The 20,343-nt window shown below is 39.2% G+C and carries 30 protein-coding genes; 16 read left to right on the top strand and 14 right to left on the bottom strand.

The features are described 5' to 3' along the window. On the top strand, positions 1-1,395 hold the full coding sequence (locus tag ACERCG_RS05825) for an efflux transporter outer membrane subunit (RefSeq protein ID WP_373611111.1): 1,395 nt from the start codon (positions 1-3) through the stop codon (positions 1,393-1,395). Positions 1,396-1,667: 272 nt separating this feature from the next. On the opposite strand, the gene ACERCG_RS05820 is transcribed toward ACERCG_RS05825, so the two are convergent. The 8 genes from ACERCG_RS05820 to ACERCG_RS05785 form a co-directional block, all read right to left on the bottom strand. After that, a complete protein-coding gene (locus ACERCG_RS05820; RefSeq protein WP_373611110.1) occupies positions 1,668-2,690 on the bottom strand; it encodes a tyrosine-type recombinase/integrase in 1,023 nt (340 codons plus the stop codon). A gap of 2 nt (positions 2,691-2,692) precedes the next feature. Further along, entirely contained in the window at positions 2,693-2,821 is a 129-nt protein-coding gene (locus ACERCG_RS05815; RefSeq protein WP_373611109.1) for a hypothetical protein, read from the bottom strand. A gap of 2 nt (positions 2,822-2,823) precedes the next feature. Then, positions 2,824-3,339 (bottom strand): hypothetical protein, encoded by a 516-nt coding sequence (locus tag ACERCG_RS05810; RefSeq protein WP_373611108.1) that lies wholly within the window; start codon positions 3,337-3,339, stop codon positions 2,824-2,826. After that, positions 3,332-3,499 carry a helix-turn-helix domain-containing protein gene (locus ACERCG_RS05805; protein WP_373611107.1) on the bottom strand — a complete coding sequence of 56 codons (168 nt, stop codon included), beginning with the start codon at positions 3,497-3,499 and terminating at the stop codon, positions 3,332-3,334. Before ACERCG_RS05805 ends, ACERCG_RS05810 begins: the two co-directional genes overlap by 8 nt. A gap of 36 nt (positions 3,500-3,535) precedes the next feature. Then, entirely contained in the window at positions 3,536-3,877 is a 342-nt protein-coding gene (locus ACERCG_RS05800) for a hypothetical protein (RefSeq protein ID WP_373611106.1), read from the bottom strand. Positions 3,878-3,884: 7 nt separating this feature from the next. After that, positions 3,885-5,009 (bottom strand): hypothetical protein, encoded by a 1,125-nt coding sequence (locus ACERCG_RS05795; protein WP_373611105.1) that lies wholly within the window; start codon positions 5,007-5,009, stop codon positions 3,885-3,887. Next, on the bottom strand, positions 5,009-5,443 hold the full coding sequence (locus ACERCG_RS05790) for a helix-turn-helix domain-containing protein (RefSeq protein ID WP_373611104.1): 435 nt from the start codon (positions 5,441-5,443) through the stop codon (positions 5,009-5,011). Before ACERCG_RS05790 ends, ACERCG_RS05795 begins: the two co-directional genes overlap by 1 nt. 247 nt (positions 5,444-5,690) lie before the next feature. Continuing rightward, positions 5,691-6,035 (bottom strand): helix-turn-helix domain-containing protein, encoded by a 345-nt coding sequence (locus ACERCG_RS05785; RefSeq protein WP_373611103.1) that lies wholly within the window; start codon positions 6,033-6,035, stop codon positions 5,691-5,693. A gap of 147 nt (positions 6,036-6,182) precedes the next feature. Between ACERCG_RS05785 and ACERCG_RS05780 the strand changes: the two genes are divergently transcribed. The 9 genes from ACERCG_RS05780 to ssb all read left to right on the top strand — a co-directional run bounded on the left by ACERCG_RS05780 (position 6,183) and on the right by ssb (position 11,277). Next, positions 6,183-6,353: a hypothetical protein gene (locus ACERCG_RS05780; RefSeq protein WP_373611102.1), complete on the top strand. Its 171-nt coding sequence runs from the start codon at positions 6,183-6,185 to the stop codon at positions 6,351-6,353. A 32-nt stretch (positions 6,354-6,385) separates the two neighbouring features. After that, positions 6,386-6,682, top strand: a complete 297-nt coding sequence (locus ACERCG_RS05775) for a hypothetical protein (protein ID WP_373611101.1) — start codon at positions 6,386-6,388, stop codon at positions 6,680-6,682. A gap of 250 nt (positions 6,683-6,932) precedes the next feature. Then, a complete protein-coding gene (locus ACERCG_RS05770) occupies positions 6,933-7,139 on the top strand; it encodes a hypothetical protein (protein ID WP_373611100.1) in 207 nt (68 codons plus the stop codon). A gap of 9 nt (positions 7,140-7,148) precedes the next feature. Next, positions 7,149-7,385, top strand: a complete 237-nt coding sequence (locus tag ACERCG_RS05765) for a hypothetical protein (RefSeq protein WP_373611099.1) — start codon at positions 7,149-7,151, stop codon at positions 7,383-7,385. Further along, positions 7,382-7,516, top strand: a complete 135-nt coding sequence (locus ACERCG_RS05760; protein WP_257792905.1) for a hypothetical protein — start codon at positions 7,382-7,384, stop codon at positions 7,514-7,516. The genes ACERCG_RS05765 and ACERCG_RS05760 overlap by 4 nt, the downstream gene beginning before the upstream one ends. A gap of 158 nt (positions 7,517-7,674) precedes the next feature. Then, positions 7,675-7,980, top strand: coding sequence for a hypothetical protein (locus tag ACERCG_RS05755; protein WP_373611098.1), 306 nt, complete (start codon positions 7,675-7,677; stop codon positions 7,978-7,980). Next, positions 7,964-10,330, top strand: a complete 2,367-nt coding sequence (locus tag ACERCG_RS05750) for a replication endonuclease (protein ID WP_373611097.1) — start codon at positions 7,964-7,966, stop codon at positions 10,328-10,330. Before ACERCG_RS05755 ends, ACERCG_RS05750 begins: the two co-directional genes overlap by 17 nt. A 10-nt stretch (positions 10,331-10,340) precedes the next feature. Then, positions 10,341-10,679, top strand: a complete 339-nt coding sequence (locus ACERCG_RS05745) for a hypothetical protein (RefSeq protein WP_373611096.1) — start codon at positions 10,341-10,343, stop codon at positions 10,677-10,679. A gap of 130 nt (positions 10,680-10,809) precedes the next feature. Further along, positions 10,810-11,277: a single-stranded DNA-binding protein gene (gene ssb / locus ACERCG_RS05740; RefSeq protein WP_373611095.1), complete on the top strand. Its 468-nt coding sequence runs from the start codon at positions 10,810-10,812 to the stop codon at positions 11,275-11,277. A gap of 30 nt (positions 11,278-11,307) precedes the next feature. Here the strand turns inward: ssb and ACERCG_RS05735 are convergent, their stop codons facing one another. The 6 genes from ACERCG_RS05735 to ACERCG_RS05710 form a co-directional block, all read right to left on the bottom strand. Beyond that, positions 11,308-11,493, bottom strand: coding sequence for a ribbon-helix-helix protein, CopG family (locus tag ACERCG_RS05735; protein WP_373611094.1), 186 nt, complete (start codon positions 11,491-11,493; stop codon positions 11,308-11,310). 268 nt (positions 11,494-11,761) lie between these two features. After that, positions 11,762-12,181, bottom strand: coding sequence for a type II toxin-antitoxin system HicB family antitoxin (locus ACERCG_RS05730; RefSeq protein ID WP_373611093.1), 420 nt, complete (start codon positions 12,179-12,181; stop codon positions 11,762-11,764). A 43-nt stretch (positions 12,182-12,224) separates the two neighbouring features. Then, positions 12,225-12,407 carry a type II toxin-antitoxin system HicA family toxin gene (locus tag ACERCG_RS05725; RefSeq protein WP_373611092.1) on the bottom strand — a complete coding sequence of 61 codons (183 nt, stop codon included), beginning with the start codon at positions 12,405-12,407 and terminating at the stop codon, positions 12,225-12,227. 117 nt (positions 12,408-12,524) lie between these two features. After that, a complete protein-coding gene (locus ACERCG_RS05720; protein ID WP_373611091.1) occupies positions 12,525-12,794 on the bottom strand; it encodes a hypothetical protein in 270 nt (89 codons plus the stop codon). A gap of 87 nt (positions 12,795-12,881) precedes the next feature. Further along, complete coding sequence (locus ACERCG_RS05715) at positions 12,882-13,913, bottom strand: phage portal protein (RefSeq protein ID WP_373611090.1); 1,032 nt, start codon at positions 13,911-13,913, stop codon at positions 12,882-12,884. 10 nt (positions 13,914-13,923) lie between these two features. Next, positions 13,924-15,714, bottom strand: coding sequence for a terminase large subunit domain-containing protein (locus tag ACERCG_RS05710; protein WP_373611089.1), 1,791 nt, complete (start codon positions 15,712-15,714; stop codon positions 13,924-13,926). A gap of 199 nt (positions 15,715-15,913) precedes the next feature. On the opposite strand from ACERCG_RS05710, the gene ACERCG_RS05705 reads away from it, so the two are divergent. The 6 genes from ACERCG_RS05705 to ACERCG_RS05680 are packed head-to-tail and all read left to right on the top strand — an operon-like array spanning position 15,914 to position 20,315. After that, positions 15,914-16,774, top strand: a complete 861-nt coding sequence (locus ACERCG_RS05705; protein ID WP_373611088.1) for a GPO family capsid scaffolding protein — start codon at positions 15,914-15,916, stop codon at positions 16,772-16,774. A gap of 9 nt (positions 16,775-16,783) precedes the next feature. Next, a complete protein-coding gene (locus ACERCG_RS05700) occupies positions 16,784-17,788 on the top strand; it encodes a phage major capsid protein, P2 family (RefSeq protein ID WP_373611087.1) in 1,005 nt (334 codons plus the stop codon). A gap of 11 nt (positions 17,789-17,799) precedes the next feature. Further along, positions 17,800-18,663 (top strand): phage terminase small subunit, encoded by an 864-nt coding sequence (gene gpM, locus ACERCG_RS05695; protein WP_373611086.1) that lies wholly within the window; start codon positions 17,800-17,802, stop codon positions 18,661-18,663. A 7-nt stretch (positions 18,664-18,670) separates the two neighbouring features. Beyond that, positions 18,671-19,123 (top strand): head completion/stabilization protein, encoded by a 453-nt coding sequence (locus ACERCG_RS05690; protein WP_373611085.1) that lies wholly within the window; start codon positions 18,671-18,673, stop codon positions 19,121-19,123. A gap of 9 nt (positions 19,124-19,132) precedes the next feature. Next, complete coding sequence (locus ACERCG_RS05685) at positions 19,133-19,609, top strand: phage tail protein (RefSeq protein WP_373611084.1); 477 nt, start codon at positions 19,133-19,135, stop codon at positions 19,607-19,609. Beyond that, positions 19,602-20,315: a phage virion morphogenesis protein gene (locus ACERCG_RS05680; protein ID WP_373611082.1), complete on the top strand. Its 714-nt coding sequence runs from the start codon at positions 19,602-19,604 to the stop codon at positions 20,313-20,315. Before ACERCG_RS05685 ends, ACERCG_RS05680 begins: the two co-directional genes overlap by 8 nt. Positions 20,316-20,343 lie beyond the last annotated feature (28 nt).

Genomic DNA, 20,343 nt, shown 5'->3' with positions numbered 1-20,343 from the left:
ATGAACCTTTATAAATTATCAACAATTGCAATTTTTACCGCTTTTCTGACCGCTTGTAATAGTATTACCGTCGATACCCAATCGTCCGTTGAAGTACCACTTGAGTTTGATAAAACCCAAGCCGACAAAGGAGCAAGTGAAATCCAACAATGGTGGAAAAACTGGAACGATCCGCAATTAACCACCTTGATTGAACAAGGATTAGCGAACAGCCTTGATATAAAACTTGCCCAAGCTCGCTTAGCAGAAGCCCAAGCCAATAACCAATATACCGAAGCCGATAAAGGCATTAACATTGGAGCAAGTGGCTCTGTGGGAGCTGGTATGATGGATATGGATACGGGGCTGTTTGATCCAAAACGCTCTGATGTAGCAGCGGTACAAGGCGGTATTTCCGCTTCTTGGGAGCCTGATTTTTTTGGCAAAAAACGTAGCGATGCTGATGCCGTAAGAGCAGGGGCATTAGCTCGCCAAGAACAGGTTTATGGTGCTCAGCTTTTAGTTTCCAGCGGCATTGCAGAAAATTATTTGCGAATTTATGCCATTGATCAGCAGCAAGAAATTCTGCGTAAAAATGTTGCCATTTTAAATGAGTTACAACGCTACATTCAAGGGCGCTTTAATGCAGGGCAGGCAACTGCCTATGAAATCAGTGAAATTAAAGTTCAAATCACGGCATTGCAGGCTCAACAATCAACGTTACAATCACAGGCTGATGCTCTTACCCGCAATATTGCGGTATTGATTGGTTCTGTGCCGCAAGGTTTTCGCATTATGAAAAGTGGTAATCCGTTAGCGAAAATTCCAGATAGTCCAAGCGGACAAATGCCAAGCACAGTGATTGAACGCCGCCCTGATATCAGAGCAAACGCCCGTCAGGTAGAGACTATGGCGGCTAAGTTAGCCAGTGTGAAAGCAGATCTCTATCCACGTTTTGATATCCAGTTCTTAGGGCAAGGTGGCTACATTAAAATCAATAATGACCTCTCGCCGATTTCGGCTCTAGCGAACTTAGTCAGTGTTGGCGTGAAGCTGCCAATTTTTACTAATGGCAGAATTCAAGCCAATATTGATGCTTCAGATGCTCGCCTACAGGCTGCGATGATTGAGTACGACAATAGCCTCTTAAAAGCACTTGGCGAGGTAGATTCTGCTTATCAACATCAAGCTAGTTTAAGTAAGCAAAGCCAGTTATTGCAAAATGCGGTAAAACAGGCTCAAAAGCAGGCAAACGATGCTCAAAGTCTGTTTAAATATGGCGAAAAAACCTTAGATGTGGCGATTAGAGCAAGAACATCGGTGCTGAATTATCAACAGCAACTGGTTCAATCTCAGCTTTCTCAAGCGTTAAATTTAATTAGTTTGTATAAAGCACTTGGCGGTGGCTGGCGATAGTTTACAAGCGGTTAGATTTTTAATTATTTTTGCACTTTTTGTTTGTTATTTTTGCAAAAAATTCAAAAAAATGACCGCTTGTAAAGCGGTCATTTTTATCATAATGAAAGATTATTTTTCCTTGCCGTAGTAGGCTTTCGTCATAATTTCTTCCAAACCTTAACAATCCCTTTAAAATCATAAGGTTACAGTAATACCAATGCTTTTAAATTGGGAAACAGGGTAAAATAAGGGGAAATGAAGTAAATAAATCGCCACTTTATCGCCACAAATTAGCGATTTACGAGAGGATTTAACGTGATGGCTTGTTCTAAGTGTGCAGGAGCAAAATGAGCATAACGCATAGTCATTTTTATGTCGGAATGCCCCAAAATATCACGCAATACTAAAATATTACCGCCGTTCATCATAAAATGGCTGGCGAAAGTATGGCGTAAAACGTGGGTAGCTTGTCCCATAGGCAGGGTAATATCTGCTTTTTTAAGTGCTAATTTAAAAGCACGATGGCAAGCCTTATAATAAGTACCAGCAAAAACTTTACCGCTGGTTTTGGGGATTAAATCATACAACTCTGGAGATATAGGAATAGTTCTATTCTTACCGTTTTTCGTGCCAGCATAGGTAATTTTATACGGTATTAATTGAGATGATGTTAAATCTTGAGCTTCGCCCCATCTTGCACCGGTTGCCAAGCAAATTCGCACAATAATTCCCAAATACTTATTTCTTGATTTATCACAAACATCTAACAAACGGTCGATTTCATCAGACCGCAAAAAAGCCAAATTTTGTTCTTTAACTTTAAAGGCACGAATTTTAGCTAAAGGATTACCCCCACTCCATTTCCCCAAACGCTCAAGTTCAGCAAAAACAGACCTTAAAATAGCTTGCTCACGGTTTATATAAGTCTCTTTCGGCACAATACCGCTTAAATCATTCACGATTTCGCCGCTTAACCGTTTTGCCCGATATTCTGCAAAATCGGAGGCGGTAAAATCCCGGGCGTAAGGGTCGCCAAACACTTTACACATCCATTTTAATTTATCGTATCTTGCCGCACCGCCGGAAAGTGATTTGCCGTGTAATTCGTACCATAATTGACAAAGTTCAGAGAGCCTTTGAGGTTGTTCACGTCTCACCACTACAGATTGAGCAAGAGGGCTATTCTCTATCTTAAGCTGATTATAAAAGCGAGTAGCCTCTGCTTTAGCTGAAAACCATTTGCGAATACGCTTTCCGTTAATATATGCTTCAGCAAGCCACTTACCACGGCTTTCATCTTTACGAACTGCCATAATTAGTTATTTTCTTTAGAAATTAAACGATATGATTGATCTTTATGAGTCGGTTGCTGTGGAAAGGCTAACTCTAACATTCCCTGTTCTACAAACTCTTTTAAATGTAATCTCAAACTTGATTCAGTCATCCCTAAAAGCTCTGCAAGTATTTTTTTGTCACAAATTGCTGATTGCATAACGCAAAAACAAATTCCCTTACTTTATACTTATTTTTCTTTTTCTTATCATAAAACTCTCTTGGAATAAGTGCTTTTAGAGAAGATAAAAACTCAGGTTGCAAATTTTGTAGATCAGTAATAATTTTTCTTCCATCTTTAATTGTTCGTCCATACTCATCTAAATCAAATCTATAGACTGTAATTTTATTAGCTTGTAAGTTAGCTTGTAAGTTATCATTTTCGAGTAAATCTTCCATATCGAAATGTAGCTGGCTACCAAGCATTATATCTTGGCGTTTACCATATATCGCTTGCAAATCAACATCTTTGACCCAAGGTAAAATATAAAATTTTTCCTTTTTCTCCCCCTTACTTAGCAACAAGCCTTTTTTCTCTAAAACAGGTAAAGCAAGCGTAATATCTCTACTATGATGATCTTTCTCTAATTTCTCCGATAAAATAGAATGATTAATCCATCCCTCATTCAACGAGTAAAATAAAGCCGCCTTGAGTATTAGAAAAAGCACTAAATGACTTCCAAAAATCTTTAGGCAAACTATTTGCTGCTGCTTTACATTCTAAATATGTTTTCTCTTTAATAAGCGTTGGATTACTTAAAAATTGTTTTATATTATCCCAAGTTAACATTCATTACCCCTGATATTCCTTTGCATAAATTCCACTCTACCTCTTCCTTTTAAATTTAAATAAGGAAAACACCCAGCTCACAAAACGAGGGCGTTGAGAGTCTGCAAAAATGCTTTTCAGATGACAAACAAATTCATACATCTCTTGCAATTCTGTATCGGGCATTTCTTTAAAATAACGTGTGCTATAACATTTTGCGGCGTGCGTATTAATTAAATATTCAAAATGAGAAGAACGCTGACGGCATTGCAAAATTTCGGCAATCATTTTATTACGAGGTACACTAACCGTGTTTTGATGAATATGCGTAATATGAATATCTCGCCCAGCCATATTTGCTATATGGCTATTTTCAACATTTTGTTTAATCTCTGACATTTTAAGGTTATCTTATCTCTTTATAAGCTACAGAAATTAATTCACCTGCTCCTGATTTTTTGCCGCCTCGCAGGGTCTCTTTATAGGATAAACGAATAGTTTGTCTTTGGTTTTCTGCAATAACTAATTCATTTGTCAGAATATTTTTCTCATAAGTCTGCAGTTTATCGACCTTCACTTTTAAATTAAAAAGAATACCATCGGTGCGTTCAGCAGTAATACTTAAGGTATCTCCTAATGTACCTACACGCTCAACCCCTTTAATATAGAAATCATCCGCTTTATTATCGACTGATTTTTCAGTTGTGGCACGCTGCTTATATTGTTCAAGTGCTTCACCTTTCGCACTGGTATGCTGCACCTTGGCTTCTGTTACGCTTGGGTCTTTAGCGATTTGTCGCATAAAGTTTTCAGAAGCCAATTCTCCTCGTTTTTCCAACTCATCACTAAATACGGTGCGACCATCGTGAGCAGAAAGTAAAGTCTGCAGCGTTTCATTTTGCTGACGGTTCATTTCGACAAATGCTTCTGCTTGATTAGCCATCATTTCTTTTGTGTTATTAGAAAGTGTATTGGCAATTTCTACTTGTGCAGCAGACAGTTTTTCTGCAATAGCAACTTGGGCTTTTGTTTCTTCATTTTGAGTCTGAAAGTATTGGTGCCCAAGAAAGCTCACGGTGCCACCTAATACGCCGATATAGGTAACAAATGCCGCAAGTTGTTTCCAACCATTCATACTACTTAATGTACTATTCATCTGTGTAAAAAAGCTATTCGCAATATTTTCTGCAGTACCTTCGCCATCAGACGAACCTTCTGCAATTTTGATTACTACATCGAATTGCGATCTATCTCTTTCTTTTAGATAACGCAAATCGGGCTTGCCATATTTTACAACACAAATGGCACGAAATATCTCATCGGTAAATTCTTTTAATCCATCAATAAGATAAGTTGTAACAGTTGATTGATATTTTTCACCGCCTTTCACATTAAAATGGATAATAGGCCAGTTTTTAAATTCAGCAGGAGGAAAGGTAAAATGAGGCTTTTCTAAATCACAATCTACTAAAATTTGATGTACATACTGCTCAAAAGCCTCTTGGCTATCAATGATAAATGTTTCAGGCATTACTCATCATCCTCAAAATAGATTCTTGCCCCTTGTTGAACATTGCCACCGGCAATATTTTCAACCTTGCTATGAGAGACTGATTGACTCACACCCCCGTTTTGGGCGGTCGGGTTACCACTTGCAAGATTCCCCAAAAATAACACCGCTTGCATTTTCTGCGAATCGTCCAAATCCGCAAAGGCGGTTAAAAGCATACGTTCGGACGTGTCCAATTTCTGTTCTTTACTTTCTCCAAGTAGCAACCAATTTAGATCGCATTTGTATTTTTTAGCAGCCTCTAAGATGGTTTCTATAGGCATACTGTTCCTATTGCTCCAGCCTGACAGCGTTTTTTCATTAATCCCTAACACGACAGAAAGTTCTTTATTTGTTGTTACATCTGCAACTTTTCGCAAGCGTTGCAAAACCTCTATTGTCGAAAAAATAGACATACAAACCTCTAGGATTAAAAATTAAGTTTACATTCTTAAAAATGAAGATTATTATGCTCAATATAAAGAAGCAAAACGAAGCAATCAAAAGCAACGTGAAGCACTTAGCACAATATCACAAAACGAGGAAAAACAAAATGGAAAACCAAGCGGGAAAACCAACCGAAATTCAAATCGCAGTACGCCTAAAAGGTGAGCTTGCCGACAAAGTAAAAGCAATGGCAGAAGCCGAAGACCGTTCGTTTGCTTACATTGCCACACCCCCGTTTGGGGCGGTTGGGTTACCACTTGCAAGATTCCCCAAAAATAACACCGCTTGCATTTTCTGCGAATCGTCCAAATCAGCAAAGGCGGTTAAAAGCATACGTTCTGATGTATCGAGTTTTTTCTCTTTGCTTTCGCCTGTTATGAGCCAGTTCAAGTCGCAGTTATATTTTTCTGCAAAGTCAGCCACATACGCTAGAGAAATAGCTGTTCCCCTTTTCCAATTCGCCACAGCAGTTTTGCCAATTCCGAAGATTTTAGCTAATTCCTGATCTTCTCTTACGTTTGCAAGAGTTTTCATTCTGTCAATGATGTCAAGGTTGTTCATAAAATCACCAAATAAAATATAAAATGTAAAATAATGATTTACAGTTCATTTAAATACAACTAAAATCACAACCATACAGAAGCAACACGAAGCAAATAAAAGCAAGTGAAGCAAGTTAAACAATACCACAAAAGAGGGAAAAACAAAATGGAAAACCAAGCAGAAAAACCAACCGAAATTCAAATCGCAGTACGCCTAAAAGGTGAGCTTGCCGACAAAGTAAAAGCAATGGCAGAAGCCGAAGACCGTTCGTTTGCTTACATTGCCACACGCTTGATTAAAGAGGCAGTCGAGGCAAGAGGCTGGAAAATGGATTAAATGTTAAGGGGAATTTGTGAGGAGTTGGAGAAATGAAAGAACAAATCAAACTTTACCGTGAAATCCTCAATGCGGTGAAAGAAAAAGGCATTGAGGAGGTTGAGCAAGCTATTAACCAATTAGAAGCACAGTTTAATTTAACGCAAGAAATTTACCAGCGGCATTACCAAATGCGTCAGCAAGGTCGGGGTCGTGCTCGCTTAGATGCCGGTGCATTTTTCCAACGTTGCCAGCAAGAGCAGAACGTACTTCATCAGATTTCGGCAGACTGTGAGTTAGCACTTGAAGAAGGCAATGTTGGCACTCCGTCTCAAGCCGAAGAGCATTAAGTTCTTTTTCAATCTGCTTTAACCGTGATTGTAATGCCTTGTCAGAAAGGCGAGCAAGTATTTCAAGTGCATTATCATTTTTAGACATAACGATTTCCTTTTTAAGTTAAGTGGAAATCAGATTATACAAAAATTCAGTAGGTCAATATGAAGCATTTTTTACAAGTGATACTGGAAATAATGGTGTGGATAGGGGCAGGAGTGTTTATAACCTCCTTACTCTCCTCATTATTGAATTATGGAGGCTGAAATGGAGCAACCGCTAGTGATTCAAATCGGGGCAACGGTGCCGGTTGTGACCTATGCCAAGTTTGCCGAAATGGTGGGAATGTCGGAAGAGTGGGTAAAAGACCAAGTACAACAAGGCAAAATCCCGATTATGCCGAAAAAGGGCAAAGAAAAACCGCTGATTAACTTAGCGAAATATTGGCAAATAGCATTTTCCCAGCCTTACTAGGAGTAAGTTATGGCAAAAGATGACGAGCTACTTCACCCCATAATCCGTGAGGGGTTAGCCAAAGCCCGACAACGGGTGAAATACTACAAAGAGAAAGGTTTAATTACCTTAGAAAACGGAGCGGTAAGCATTTTTAAGCTGGCAGAGCGGCAAAGAAAAGATTTTATCGCACGCCAGCAGCGGAATGCAAAAGATAAAGCCTTACAGCAACTACAAGCACATAGCAAATTAGTGGGGAAAATATGAGCCGTAACCGTGAATTGTGTGAGTTCTTTCACAAACTGTGGTGTAAAACCGGTAATCGCTATGCTTATCGCCGTTATCAAGTGTTTTCGGCACGTTATCAGAAGGAGTGCTTAGCAAATGATTGGCAATAAGAAGTTCTGCATTACCAAACAACGCAATACCTACTGTTTATATAGGCGAATCCATAATTCGGTTGGAGAGGTAATCAAAGAAATATTGGTATTTGAAACCGCAGAATTATCAAAGGCAATCAATAAACTTGTGCAGCAGATGAAAAAAAAGAGGGAATATGAGCAACATCACTAAATCCGCCTACACCCATATTCACCCAAACTGGCAAGCCCCGAGCGGTAAAACTTACCGGATTGAGCGATATGAATTAAAACGGCGGTATGTACTGTTTGCCAACCGGCAAATAATCGTTAGCCATATTGAAAGCGATGTAATGTTGCTATGGCTACTGAAAAATGAATTTGGCTGGGGTGGCAATATCAAACAGCCCCTTAGTCCAAAAGACCTAGAAAACCTCCGCTTGCTTGAGCAAGCATTCTGTTTAACCTATACCGGAACTTTCATTAATGAACTATCAAAATGAGATTCTATCTGCCGCTGAAGCGTTAGCAATGGGTGTTTCACTCCCACCGGTTGCCGGTGCTTCTGCTTGTGTATTAGAGTCTCATTCTGATCGTTTATATCAGGCGTTCAAACAGCCTTACACTTCAATGGTTCAGCAAGAATTATTCTCGCTAGACCCTATTCACGAACCGTTACGCCAATCTTATTTTGAGCGTTTGCCCCGTGCCTTAGCCGATTATTTCGGCAGAAAATACCACGAAAAACTAGCAAAACAAAAACTTAGCCAAGTTGAAACTGCTGATTGGTTCAAAGCGGAAATGACTCGCAAAATGCCACGCGTTGAAGCCGTTATTAATCAGTATTGCGATGTATTCGATTTTCTCAAGCAATCCCATCAAGATTTAGATTTTCTTGCCGAGTTGGGCGATGAAAGCTATTTCAGTGCAGGTATCGACACACAACAAGCGGTCAAAAAAATTCAAAAAAATGCACAAGCAAAAGGGATTGAGTTTCCTATGCACCTTTGCCGCTTAGAGAACAGTTCAAAATACCTCAAACAGCACGGCATCCGCCCGCTTGCTTACCAAACTGAAGAGCAGCTTAAAAGCATTGCGTTAGTGATTGCTTATCGTCTTCGCCAACTGCAAGAAGATAACCTAGAGCAAAACAAACATAAAGCGGTAGATAGCGACACCGCTTATAGTGTGTTGCTGGAGTGCTATCGGGCAATGATGAAAGAGGTGAATACCTTAAAAATAGATGCCCCTTACCAAAAGAAAGCTAAAAAAGGCAAATTGACCCAAGAAGAACTCACCACCGGCTTTTTAAAAATGGTATGTGAAAAGTGGTGGTTCAGAAAATTACACCGTATCGCCAAGCAAATGAAAGAGCATTTAGCCATTGCTTGCGGTATGGTGAATATCCTTTCGCCTTACTGCTCAAATGTTTGCTTGAAAGAATTTGAGGAGCAACAAAAAGCAACCATTGATTATTTGCGTGCGATGATTATTGTCAATATCGCCGAGCCTGAAGAGCAGCTATCTTTGTTTGATACTTGGTTAAAATCGGCTTCTAATCCGAAAATCAAACGCCTTGAATTGCTTACCCGAATGAATGGGTATGAGCAACACGCCGATGAAGAGGGGCATGAAGGCTGGTTTATTACCCTTACCGCCCCATCAAAATATCACGCAATGCTTTCAAAAACCAATAACGTGAACCCGAAATGGAACGGGGCAAGCCCTGCGGAAACACAGGCTTATCTTGTTAATATCTGGGCGAAAATTCGTGCCAAATTAAATCGTGAAGGCGTAATGAGTTATGGCTTTAGAGTGGCAGAGCCTCACGCCGATGCAACCCCACACTGGCATTTAATCTTATTTACCCGTCCGGAAGATATAGACAAATTACGCCGTGTTATTTTGAGTTACGCCCTTGCAGAGGACGGCACAGAAGCCGGTGCGAAAAAATACCGCTGCAACTTCAAACGTATTGAAAAAGAGAAGGGTACGGCAACCGGTTATTTAATTAAGTATGTAGCAAAAAATACTGATGGCTACGGTATGGACGGCGAATTTTCAGACGAAGCCAATTTATCGGCGAAAGAAAATGCCAGACGTTCAGACGCGTGGTCACGGGTTTGGGGGATTCGTAAATTCCAACAATTAGGCAATACGCCGATTACCTTATGGCGTGAATTACGCCGCTTGGGGAATATCGAGCAAGCCGATGAAACCTTAGAGCTATTACGCCAATTTGCCAACGACGGCGATTGGAAAGGTTTTACCCAAGCGTTGGGCGGTGCGTTGGTTAAACGTGCCGGTTTAGTTGCACGCATTACTTATACCGAACGCCAAAGCGAAAGCGGCGAGGCGTTATATACCCTTTACCAAGAGCCGTCCTTAAAAGTGAATGGCATCATAAACACAGCTAACGGTGTACAAATTAACACTCGCCCGAAAGAGTGGAGCATTTGCCTTAAGCCTAAAGATTGGGAGGAGCAACAATTACAAAGAAAACTTGAAAATGCAACCGAAACGGAACGAGCAGAAGCCAAACGTAAATACTACGAGAAGTTAGGGTTTAACGAGGAGGCTATTACTCTATTAGGGGAGCTTGCTCCCCCTTGGACTTGTGTCAGTAACTGTACGGGGTCAAAAAATAATCAGATTAGTGAAGAGGCTCGAAATTGCCTAAGAAATGAACTGATTACAATACGAGGACGGGTTACTGAACATCAAATAGACGATTTACTAAACGGCAAGCGGTTAAAAATTTGGGGAAATTCGCAAAAAACGATTTATCTCACCTATAACCGTGGGCGGTTGATTGAGCAAATAGTCGATAATCAGCAAATTTATTTAAATTGAGGTATAAAAAATGAAAGAGTTTGATTTAGAAAAAGCATTGGCTGGGGAACCGGTAAAATTAAGAGATGGTAGTAAAGCCTATGTAAGATATGACATAGCTGATCAGTTGAGTAGTTACGAATCTTATAGCAGACTATTTGGATTTGTGGTTAAAAATAATAAGTATGATTGTGAGTGTAGTTGGAGTATTGAAGGGAAGTATTTTTATGGCTTTGATTATGATGAGGATATTATCGGAATGTGGGAAGAATCAAAACAGCCACGCATAACGCTGGAATTACCGGCACCACTTAAAGAACCTCGTGAAGGAATGTTCTATATAGAATTTGGCATAATTTATCAATCCTAAGTGGAGAAGTAACGAAATGCTAGACAATGAGCAAGAGGCAATTTTAGCCCGTGGCGGTTATTATGCCACAGCCGAAGACGCTCAAGAATGGCTTAATGCAATGAAAAACAACCGAGCATAAGGGGGAGCTATGGCAGGTGTAAACAAAGTGATTTTAGTCGGCAATCTTGGTGCAGACCCAAAACTAAACAATGAACAAGATATTGAGAAATTAGTTGCACGTATCTATATTGCCACAAGCGAAAGCTGGCAAGACCAACGTACTGGCGAAAAGGTAGAGAAAACCGAATGGCACAATGTGGTGCTATGGCGAAGACTGGCGAAAATTGCGAGCGATTGGCTACGCAAGGGGGATAAAGTCTATATAGAAGGCAAACTGCAAACCCGAAAATGGACGGACAACAACGGCGTAGAACGTTATACCACCGAAATTATCGCAAGCAGTCTTCAGATGTTAGGCACAAAAGGCGAAAGAACCGTCCCAACTAACAACGCACCAAAGCCACAAGATGGCGAGGTAATGACAGATGAGGAGCGACAAGAGGCACAACAAACTAACCAGCAAGATTCTCAAAGTTTTGATGATATACCGTTCTGAATTACATATATAAAGTAACAGAAAGGGGCATTACGCCCCTTTTGATTGTTTGAATAATTCAACCGCTTGCATAATGAGTTGATTTTGTGGAATGTTGTATTGAGCGGATAACTGTTCTAGTTCAGTGATAAAGCTAATCGGGAGTTTAAAGCCTTTGACTTTTACACATCTTCTTTCATCACTTAGTGCTTTTAATTGATTGGTTGACAATTTCATTTTTATTCTCCATAATTTGAAGAACTAGGGAGCGGTCACTCCCTAGTAAGTTATCAAATTAGTAAGCTGGCATAGACCAGAGTAATAAGATGATAACCAGGATAATGTACTTCAACATTAGATTATCCTTCTTCATTTGTAAGGTTTAAGCCTTACGCTCACTTTCAAGCTATCTCCTTGAAAGTGGGGTTATTATAATTCGGTTAACCGAATCATTCAAGTAATAAATACAAAAAAGCCGATAAATTTTCGTTTATCGGCTTTTGTTTTATACTAAAGATAAATTCACTTCTCGACCTAATTTTTTGAAGGCTTTTTCGATAAAGTCAATTTTGGTTGGATAGCGAAAATCTAATAAACGGTCAATTTGCGGCATATGCACATCTAAACGGCGTGCCATTTCTGCTTTTCGAATGTCTTGAGCTAACATTTCATTGAGTAAAAGCACTTTTAGAGAACGAAGTAAAGACAGCGGAACAGTATGTTGCCCTCCTTTAGGTTTGCTTGGTAACGGAATTGTGCGTTTATCATCAAAATAAAATTCTAATGCGGTTTCTAGTCCTTCTTCTGCCTCAATTAAAGCACTTTCAATATCTTCGCCCACGCTTGCCGCTTCCGGAATATCAGGAAAAGTAACTAGATAAGTGTTATTGGTGTCTTGGATAATTTCAACGGGATAACGTAGCATAATAAAGCTCCTTTAGTGGAAAAGTTGCCCCGTAGGGCAACTTTTATTTTATACCTAAGTCTTTTTTTATTTTATTCTCTAAGAATGTCCCCATTTCCTTGCTACCGTGGTAAGGAAAAACGGATTGTTTACCGTTCAGGGTTACTTTGCGATGACTTCCACGCTTATGGTTTTCAATCTCGCAACCTAAAGAAATTAAATACCTTAGGAATTCACTGTATTTCATAGGGGTACCTCCTTTTTCATACAGTGAGGATATTATACAACAATTTTGTTTAAATGCAACAAAATTGTTGTGTTTTTTTAAATAAAAGCCGATAAATTTTCGTTTATCGGCTTTTGTTTACTTTGCCAGCTCCATATCGCAAGCCAGTCTTAAACTTTTTATCATTTCTAGCGGTAAACTCTTAACAAAATCAGTCAATCCGCTTTCTTTATCCAATTTTGATTTTCTTACTTCGTGCGAAAACTCCGAACTTTCAACCCAAATGCGTTCACAATGTGGGTTGGTGCATTTTATATAATGCTGGCTAAATCCATTCATTACTTCAATGGATTTAGTAATTCTTGCAGTACAACCGCATTTACAACGTTTTTTAATTTGTCTTGCCATCAATTAACCCCCCAAAAAAGTGGCAATAATATAACATAAATTGTCATCTTATCGCCACTTTATAATTTTAAAAATAATCTTCTCAAGTTAAGTATTATCAATGGTTTTAGGTTTAAATATGATTTCTAAATCGCCACTAATTTCGGCGTCGGAGTTAATGGCGTCGGATATTAATTCTTGCATTGGGAAAACTTCGTCTAATTGATAAGCCTCACGATATTTCAACGGATCGCCCAATCCACCGCTATTGCTTGGAATAATACCGCCTAACCCGGGTGGAAAACGGTGTGCAGTTAAAATATCTTGTGCGGAAATCTGCTTAATTGTGCCAAATTCATCCTTTTTGCCTGTATCACCAATCGGGATAACTTTTACCCCTTCAGGGTCGCCGCCGGGAATGTTTAAATACACGGATTTAAAATTACCTACCCCTTGTGAATTGGCAATTTTATTCGCCAGCTCATTTTCCATTTCTTCGTCCATATCAGGATCGGTAGTGTAAAGAATAAAGCCCATATGAGCACCGTTAGAATAGTAACGACGTCTAAAAATAGTTGCATCACTATTTAACAAGGCAGATTGTAATCCGCCTAAATAGTCAGGGGTGCCGTAAATTTGTTGTAGTGGGTCATAGAGTTTAATAAAAATAATATCGTGCTCCGCATAATCAATCATTTCATTACATTGAATATCTAACAATGATTTGCGGACTAAATAGCGGAAGCCACCCTCCTTTTTCTTGCGTAGGTAAAGCGATGAAAGCACGTGCAAACCAATCACTTTACCAAAGCGATTTCGCAGTTTTAAAATCCCAACATCGCCAAATTGGATTAAGTTTTGACATAATGCCCGCATATCCATGCGGCTTAAAATACCTTTTTCATAGCCGGCTGAAATCATATTTGCCCGACTTTGCAAAATACCGCAATGTTGGGCGTTTTGATATGGGAGTTTTGCCAATGCAAAACGGTTTACCGGTGTTTCGTAGCAGTTGAAAGTGTCATTAAAACTTAATCCGATATAATCAAGAGCAGGGGCGACAGTTGTAGTTGCATCTTGCAACGGTAAAAAGGAGAAATGCTTGTTTTTTGCTGCTGTGGTGTGTTGTTTTCTGGTCATAGTCTTTCCTTTAATTAATCACTAAACGGCTACGGCGTTTCGGCTTATCGTCTAATTGTTTACGATTTATCGCATTGGCGATTGCCCAAAACACATCGGCGTGTTGTGATTTTGAATTACGTTCTGCAATATAGGTAATTTTGCCGCTATTTTTCGTGGTAACCTGTTTAACCATTAAAAACGCAGCCGGAATATCGCTTTCTTCCTCATTCCATTCAATCATATGATTTTCAACTAAATTATGGACTTTCAGTACCATTTCAGTTTTGGCTTCAGGAGTATAAGCGACAGATTCAATAATTCGCCGTGCTGATTTTTTCAGATTTGAATAAACCCCATAGCCTACGCCATTGGCATCAATGCCGATGTAGGAAAAATTATATTTCTGCATTAATTCCTTGATTTGCCCTTCTTGCCATTCATAAGACAAACCAAACCACTGATAACGAACCAGCACACGATATTTATCTCCGTGAACCATAGGCGGAGCAATAATAACAAAACTTGCCCCATCAAAACTTTCTGCAGGGTCATAACCTCCCCATACTTCACGATGACCAAATGGGCGGGCTGCATTAATATCAAAATCACTCCATTTCCCAATATCAACAGAACATTTGAGTAAATTGGCTATAGTGAAAATAGAATCGGCATCATCAACCCAAACGCACATAAAAAGCTGGTTAAAAGCGTGCGTGCTGTATTTTTGTTTTAATGCTTCAATGTCGAAAAGCTCGCCAGCTCCACCTTTTAAGGCATCTTCAATGGTAACTACATAACGCCAAGCACCATCGGGGCAATCTCGCCCACCATCTCGATATTCATCAAAGCTAGGAAAGATAATATCTTTACGGCTTTTGCTATCATCTTTCCACATATCACCGGACCAAAACGCGTAAGATTCGTGAAATTTTGATGATGGTGTGCTGAAATAGGTTTCTCGCCATTTCTTATGCGTAGCCATTGCACTGGATACGGTGTAAAACTCTTTAAAGTTACGCAACCAAGCAAATTCATCACCATAGACGTGCCCGTGATAGCCTTGAGCCGTGCTTTTATTCGTGGATAAAAAGTGTAATTCAGCCCCATTACTTAAAATGATCGGGTTGCCTTTTAGCTCAACATCAAAGAATTGACGAGCCATTTTAACAATATAGGTTTTAAAAATTTCCGATTGCTTTTTAGATGCAGACAAGAAAATTTGGTTATCACCGGTTTTAATCGCATTTTCTAACGCTTCAAAGGCAAAATAATAGGTTGCTCCGATTTGTCGGCTTTTCAGTAGTATGCGGACTGCTTTTTCAATGTTTGCTCTTAAATGCAGCTGATATTTAAATAACGTTTCTAAAAACGGCTCAAACATTTCATCGGTAATATGAGAAATGTCGTTTTTGACTGCTTTTTTTCGTTCTTTTTTAGTCGGTGCTACGTTTTCTTCATTATTTGCAAAAAACTCACTATTTTTAACCGCTTGCTTACTTTCTTTAGCACGTTGGGCTTTGTACTGAATATCCCGTTCAATTAAGGTGTCAAGCTCCTTAATTTCCTGTTCTGTTTTTCCTTCACGTTCAATCAGAGACACAATTCTAAGAGCAATTAACTCTTCAATCCCACGCTCACTTAATAAGTTACGCCAGTTATATTTTTCCGCCCAATAATAAACAGGACGGGCAGAATTTAAATTTAACTCCTTAGCAATTTCTTGTGGGCTGTACTTTTTCAGATAAAGAAAACGAGCCTCAAAAATGACTTCTTCAGGATAATGTGATTTTCGCTTTTTTAATCTTTCGGTAGTTTTCATTCCTTTTATCGCTCCTAAATGGTGCTATTTTGCCGAATAAACCGGCTGAAACCTTGTAGCGAAAATCGGATATTTTCGGATATTGGGCAATTTAACCTTTATAACCGAATATATCCGAATTGTGGTGCGTGAAAATCGGTTGAAAATCCGTAAAAATTCCCTTTGCGAATTTATTTCGAAAGCAATTTAAGGCGAAAAAATGACAAAAACCACACTTTCAACAAATTGGATTTGCATTGCAACAAGCGGACCTACCGTGGATGGTCGGGAAATTTCACCGCAAGATTTGTTAGATATGGCAGCCAATTACAACACGAATGAATACACAGCGTTAATTTGGCCCGAGCATTACCGCTGGCAAAACTACGGCAAAGTTCTGGAAGTGAAAGCCGAGCAGGTAAATGACAACGAAGTCAAGCTCTTTGCCAAAATCAGCCCAAATGCCAACCTGCTAACCTTAAATCAAGAAGGGCAAAAATTATTCACCAGTATTGAAATTTACCCGAATTTCAACAATTCAGGTAAGCCTTATTTAGGCGGTTTAGCCGTCACCGACAGCCCCGCCAGCCGAGGCACGACAGAATTAAATTTTGCTGTGCGAGGCATTCCGGCAGGCACGACTTTTGGCAATGTTGAATCCTTTAGCTTTCAATTATTGGAAGATGAAGAACAACAAGCGGTCGGATTATTCAAATTTTTTGCAAAATTATTTAGCGAAAAAGACAAAGCAAGCGAAAAGGTCGAGCCGACTTTTTCTGCCAATCTTGGCAACCCTCATACTAACGAGGCATTTTTTCAAATGACAAAAGAAGAGTTACAAGCGGCAATCCAAGCCGGTATTGCTGCTGCTTTTGCTGCTCAAAAACAACCTGAGCAGGCAAAAGAAACGGAAAAAGCAGAGAGCAAAGAAGAAACTGTATCCGCAGAACAATTTAATGCATTAAAAGCTCAATTTGATGAATTAAGTGAAAAATTCAATCAAGCAACGCAAACCGTAGCGACTGCCGTGCCAAATGGTGCTGCAACACAATTTAATGCTAAAGATGCACCAATTTTTTAAGGGGATAGTATGTTTAACGAATTTTTAGACCTTGTTGCAGCTCGCTATGGGATTGACCCAAATGTATTACGTTTAGGGCAATCCTTTAATGTAAACCCAACTGAAGCGGCAGAGTTAGCAGGTAATATCCAGCAACAATCGGACTTTTTAAGCAAAATTAACGTTATCGGTGTAGTGAATGTAAAAGGTCGTAAGATTTTCGGAGCAACCGAAAAAGCTATTACAGGACGTAAACAAAATGGGCGCCATTTGGCAAGTATTGAAGCCTCTGAAAACACTTACGAATTACACGAAACCGACACAGGAGTATTAATACCGTGGGAATATTTCGACAATTTAGCAGGCTTAGGTGTGGACCGTTTAATGGCTGGCATTGCTCAATTTGTAAACCAACAAACAGCGTTAGATATGTGCCAAATCGGCTGGTTTGGTGAAAGAGTCTCTCCGACTACATCAGATAAAGAGTTAAAAGATGTCAATATTGGTTGGCTGAAATTACTTGAAACAAAACGCCCAGCGAATGTTTATAAAGGCAAAGGCTCAAGCGGTCAAGAAAAAATCAAAATCTACGGTGCAGACGCCGAATTTTCTTGCTTAGATGAATTAGCCTTAGATTTACGTCAAGGTTTAGACCCCCGTCATCAAAACCGTAATGATTTGGTGTTCTTGGTAGGGCGTGAATTGGCTGCTAAAGAATCTAAAATTATCAGCAAGCAACACGGATTAAAACCGACAGAGCGAGCTGCATTAGGTTCAAAAACCTTACTGGGGTCATTTGGTGGTATGGAAGGTTTAACGCCACCAAACTTCCCGGCAAAAGGTGCGGTAGTAACGACTTTGGAAAACCTCAGTATTTACTACCAAAAAACAAGCGTAAGACGTTCTTTACGCAATGATGAAGATAAAAAAGGTTATGTAAACAGCTATTACCGTAATGAAGGTTATGTTGTAGAAGATTACGGCTTAATGACGGCAATCAAAGCAGATAACGTTGAATTCGGTGAAGACGAATAAAGGTTAATTTTATGGGATTGGTAGAGCAGCAAAACAGAATGAAAGCTGAAAATAAACTGGTTGAGGAACAAACAGTACGTGGCACGACTGATGGATGCTTGCCGGTGGGTGATCATACTCAAACTATTTTAGAAATTTCACTACAAAATGAAATTAATAAAATCCGCTCTCTACCGTCCCTTGAGTTACGAGCAGAATACAAAAGAGATATCTTTTTGCCTAAATGGCTACCTTATGCAGAAGACTATTTTAATAAAGGAGTAAAGTACCAAAATAATGTTGTTGGTTACTGTGTTATTTATTTGTTTGATGTGGGCGATCTTACGCAGGGCATTAATCTTGCACTTAAAGCGATTGCTGATGGACAGAAACTCCCTCAACACGTTAAGCGAACAATCCCAGCCTTCGTTGCCGACCAAATATTTGACTGGACGGAACATAAAATCCGCACGGGAAACAGCGTTCAACCGTTTTTTAATCAAATATTTCAAAACGTGGCGACAGAGTGGCAATTAATGGAAATTATTAGTGCTAAATGGTTTAAATTGGCTGCTCAACTTTTAATTTTAAGCGATGGCAAAGCCCACGCCGCTAAATTTGATGATCCGGAAAGACTAATGCTGGCACTTGACCTATTAAAACACGCTTACACTCTTAATCATAAGGTGCAAGTGATGTCATTGATTGAACGTTGTGAAATGCGATTAAAAAGATTGCATCAATTAGGTGTAAATCTCGAATTACATAAGACACCACCAAAGGCGGGCATCATTAACCCAAAATTGCCAATTAATATTGAGCGAGTATTGGAGTTATTGCTTGCTCCGCCGCTTTCTTTGGACGAAGTCTTAGCCAAACAAGCAACATTGGCATAAACATAAAATGCTAAACGGAAGAAAAACAGAATACAGTGAAGAAGTAATCGTCAGTGATGGCTTTTGGGGGAATATCTCCATCTCCGAATTTCAAAAGCAACGGGCAATTCCGCTGCAAATACCGCTTGAATTGATTAAAACCGCTTTAATTGGAGCAATGCAAAGTCTTGAAATAGATTTGGCAGAGTTAGTTTCACAGTACCGAACAGGTGGCATTCATTATGCAAGTGAAATAAAAGGCACAGTGATTAATGGCGAAACAGCAGCTCAAGCATTATATAAAAAAGCCCTTTTTGCCCGAGCCAAACACGATTTACTGCCCGAATTCGCCACAATGTCGGCACGTGATTTGCACGAAAAGCGAGATATTGTAGAAGAGCAAAAACAGCTATTAACCGAATCGGTGCACGCTATTCGCACGTTGAAAAATAAAAGACGTGGTTCGGTATGGATTATTTAAGGATAAGAAATGAAAAAACTGCTTTATCAGCAACTTACTGATTTTTTATTAACTAAATTACCTTTAGCGTATCAAGCAAAATTAACCTCCAATATTACACAAGGCGAAATAGTTAATAATGGTCGTAATGTAACTGAAAAAGGTATTGAATTATTTCACTTTCCTTATTCTGCCGTCTTTTATTTTGATGAATTTCCTTACCGGGAAATATCCACTGCTGATTTAATGGCGTGGATTCAGATTTGGCTACTCGAAAATGACCTAAATCGAAGCGATTTAGAGTTGAGTAATCCTAAAATGGAAATTGAGATTTTAGATGATGCTACCGCAATTATCGCTTTCGATATTGAGTTTTATGAACCCATCGAAGCCATAGAAGACGTAAACGGCAATCTTGAGTTTGGTAATAAAAAATATCGCTTAGCACAAATAGATATTGCGGTAGCTGAACAGGTTTCAGAAGTGGTTAATGTGGTAGATGATTAATATTCAAGCTCCTTTAAAAAATTTACAGGCACTGAAACAAGATTTAAGTTTACTTACATTACCGCCGAAAGTAACTCATTTAATCATTAAACGAACAGCCCAAGCAATTAAAAATAATGCACTTAAAAATGTGCGTAATCAACAAACACCGGACGGGCGAAAATGGCAAAAGCGAAAAGTGGGTACCGGCAAAATGTTACGGCATCGGGCTAGTTACTTAAATACCAAAATCGACAATCCTAAAACAGGGATGTTGTATTACAAATATCGGCGTACGGGCGAAATATCGGCTATTCACCAGTACGGTTTAGAAGATTTAATCACTCAAAACCGAAAGCTAACTAAACAAGAGAAACAGTACCTAAGGCAGAAAAATGAAGGTGAGAACAAACATCAAATCACAAAAGAACAGATTACTCGCCTTATTGCGTTAGGTTACACCATTAAAACCAAGACAGGTAAAGAGAAACTGGCTACGGTAAATGAAATAAAAAAGCGATTACCGAGTCGTGGTAAAGCAGGTATTACCATTCGTAAATTAAAAGAAAAAATCAAAAAAGAATCGGGCCATACCATTAAAGCAAGAGGTATCAAAATGAGAATGCCAGAACGTCCATTTTTAGATACTAACGAGCAACGAAACGGAAAAATAATGCTGGTTTGCATTGAGCGAGTGCTGAATGAATACGGCATTAAATTTAAATAGGCAGTTAAGCCAACAGATAACAAGAAGG

Origin of the sequence: Mannheimia sp. E30BD (assembly GCF_041807785.1) — a bacterium.
Classification (GTDB): Bacteria; Pseudomonadota; Gammaproteobacteria; order Enterobacterales; family Pasteurellaceae; genus Mannheimia.
The sequence above is the reverse complement of the archived record's forward strand: the minus strand, read 5'-3'. Positions and strand labels throughout refer to the sequence as shown.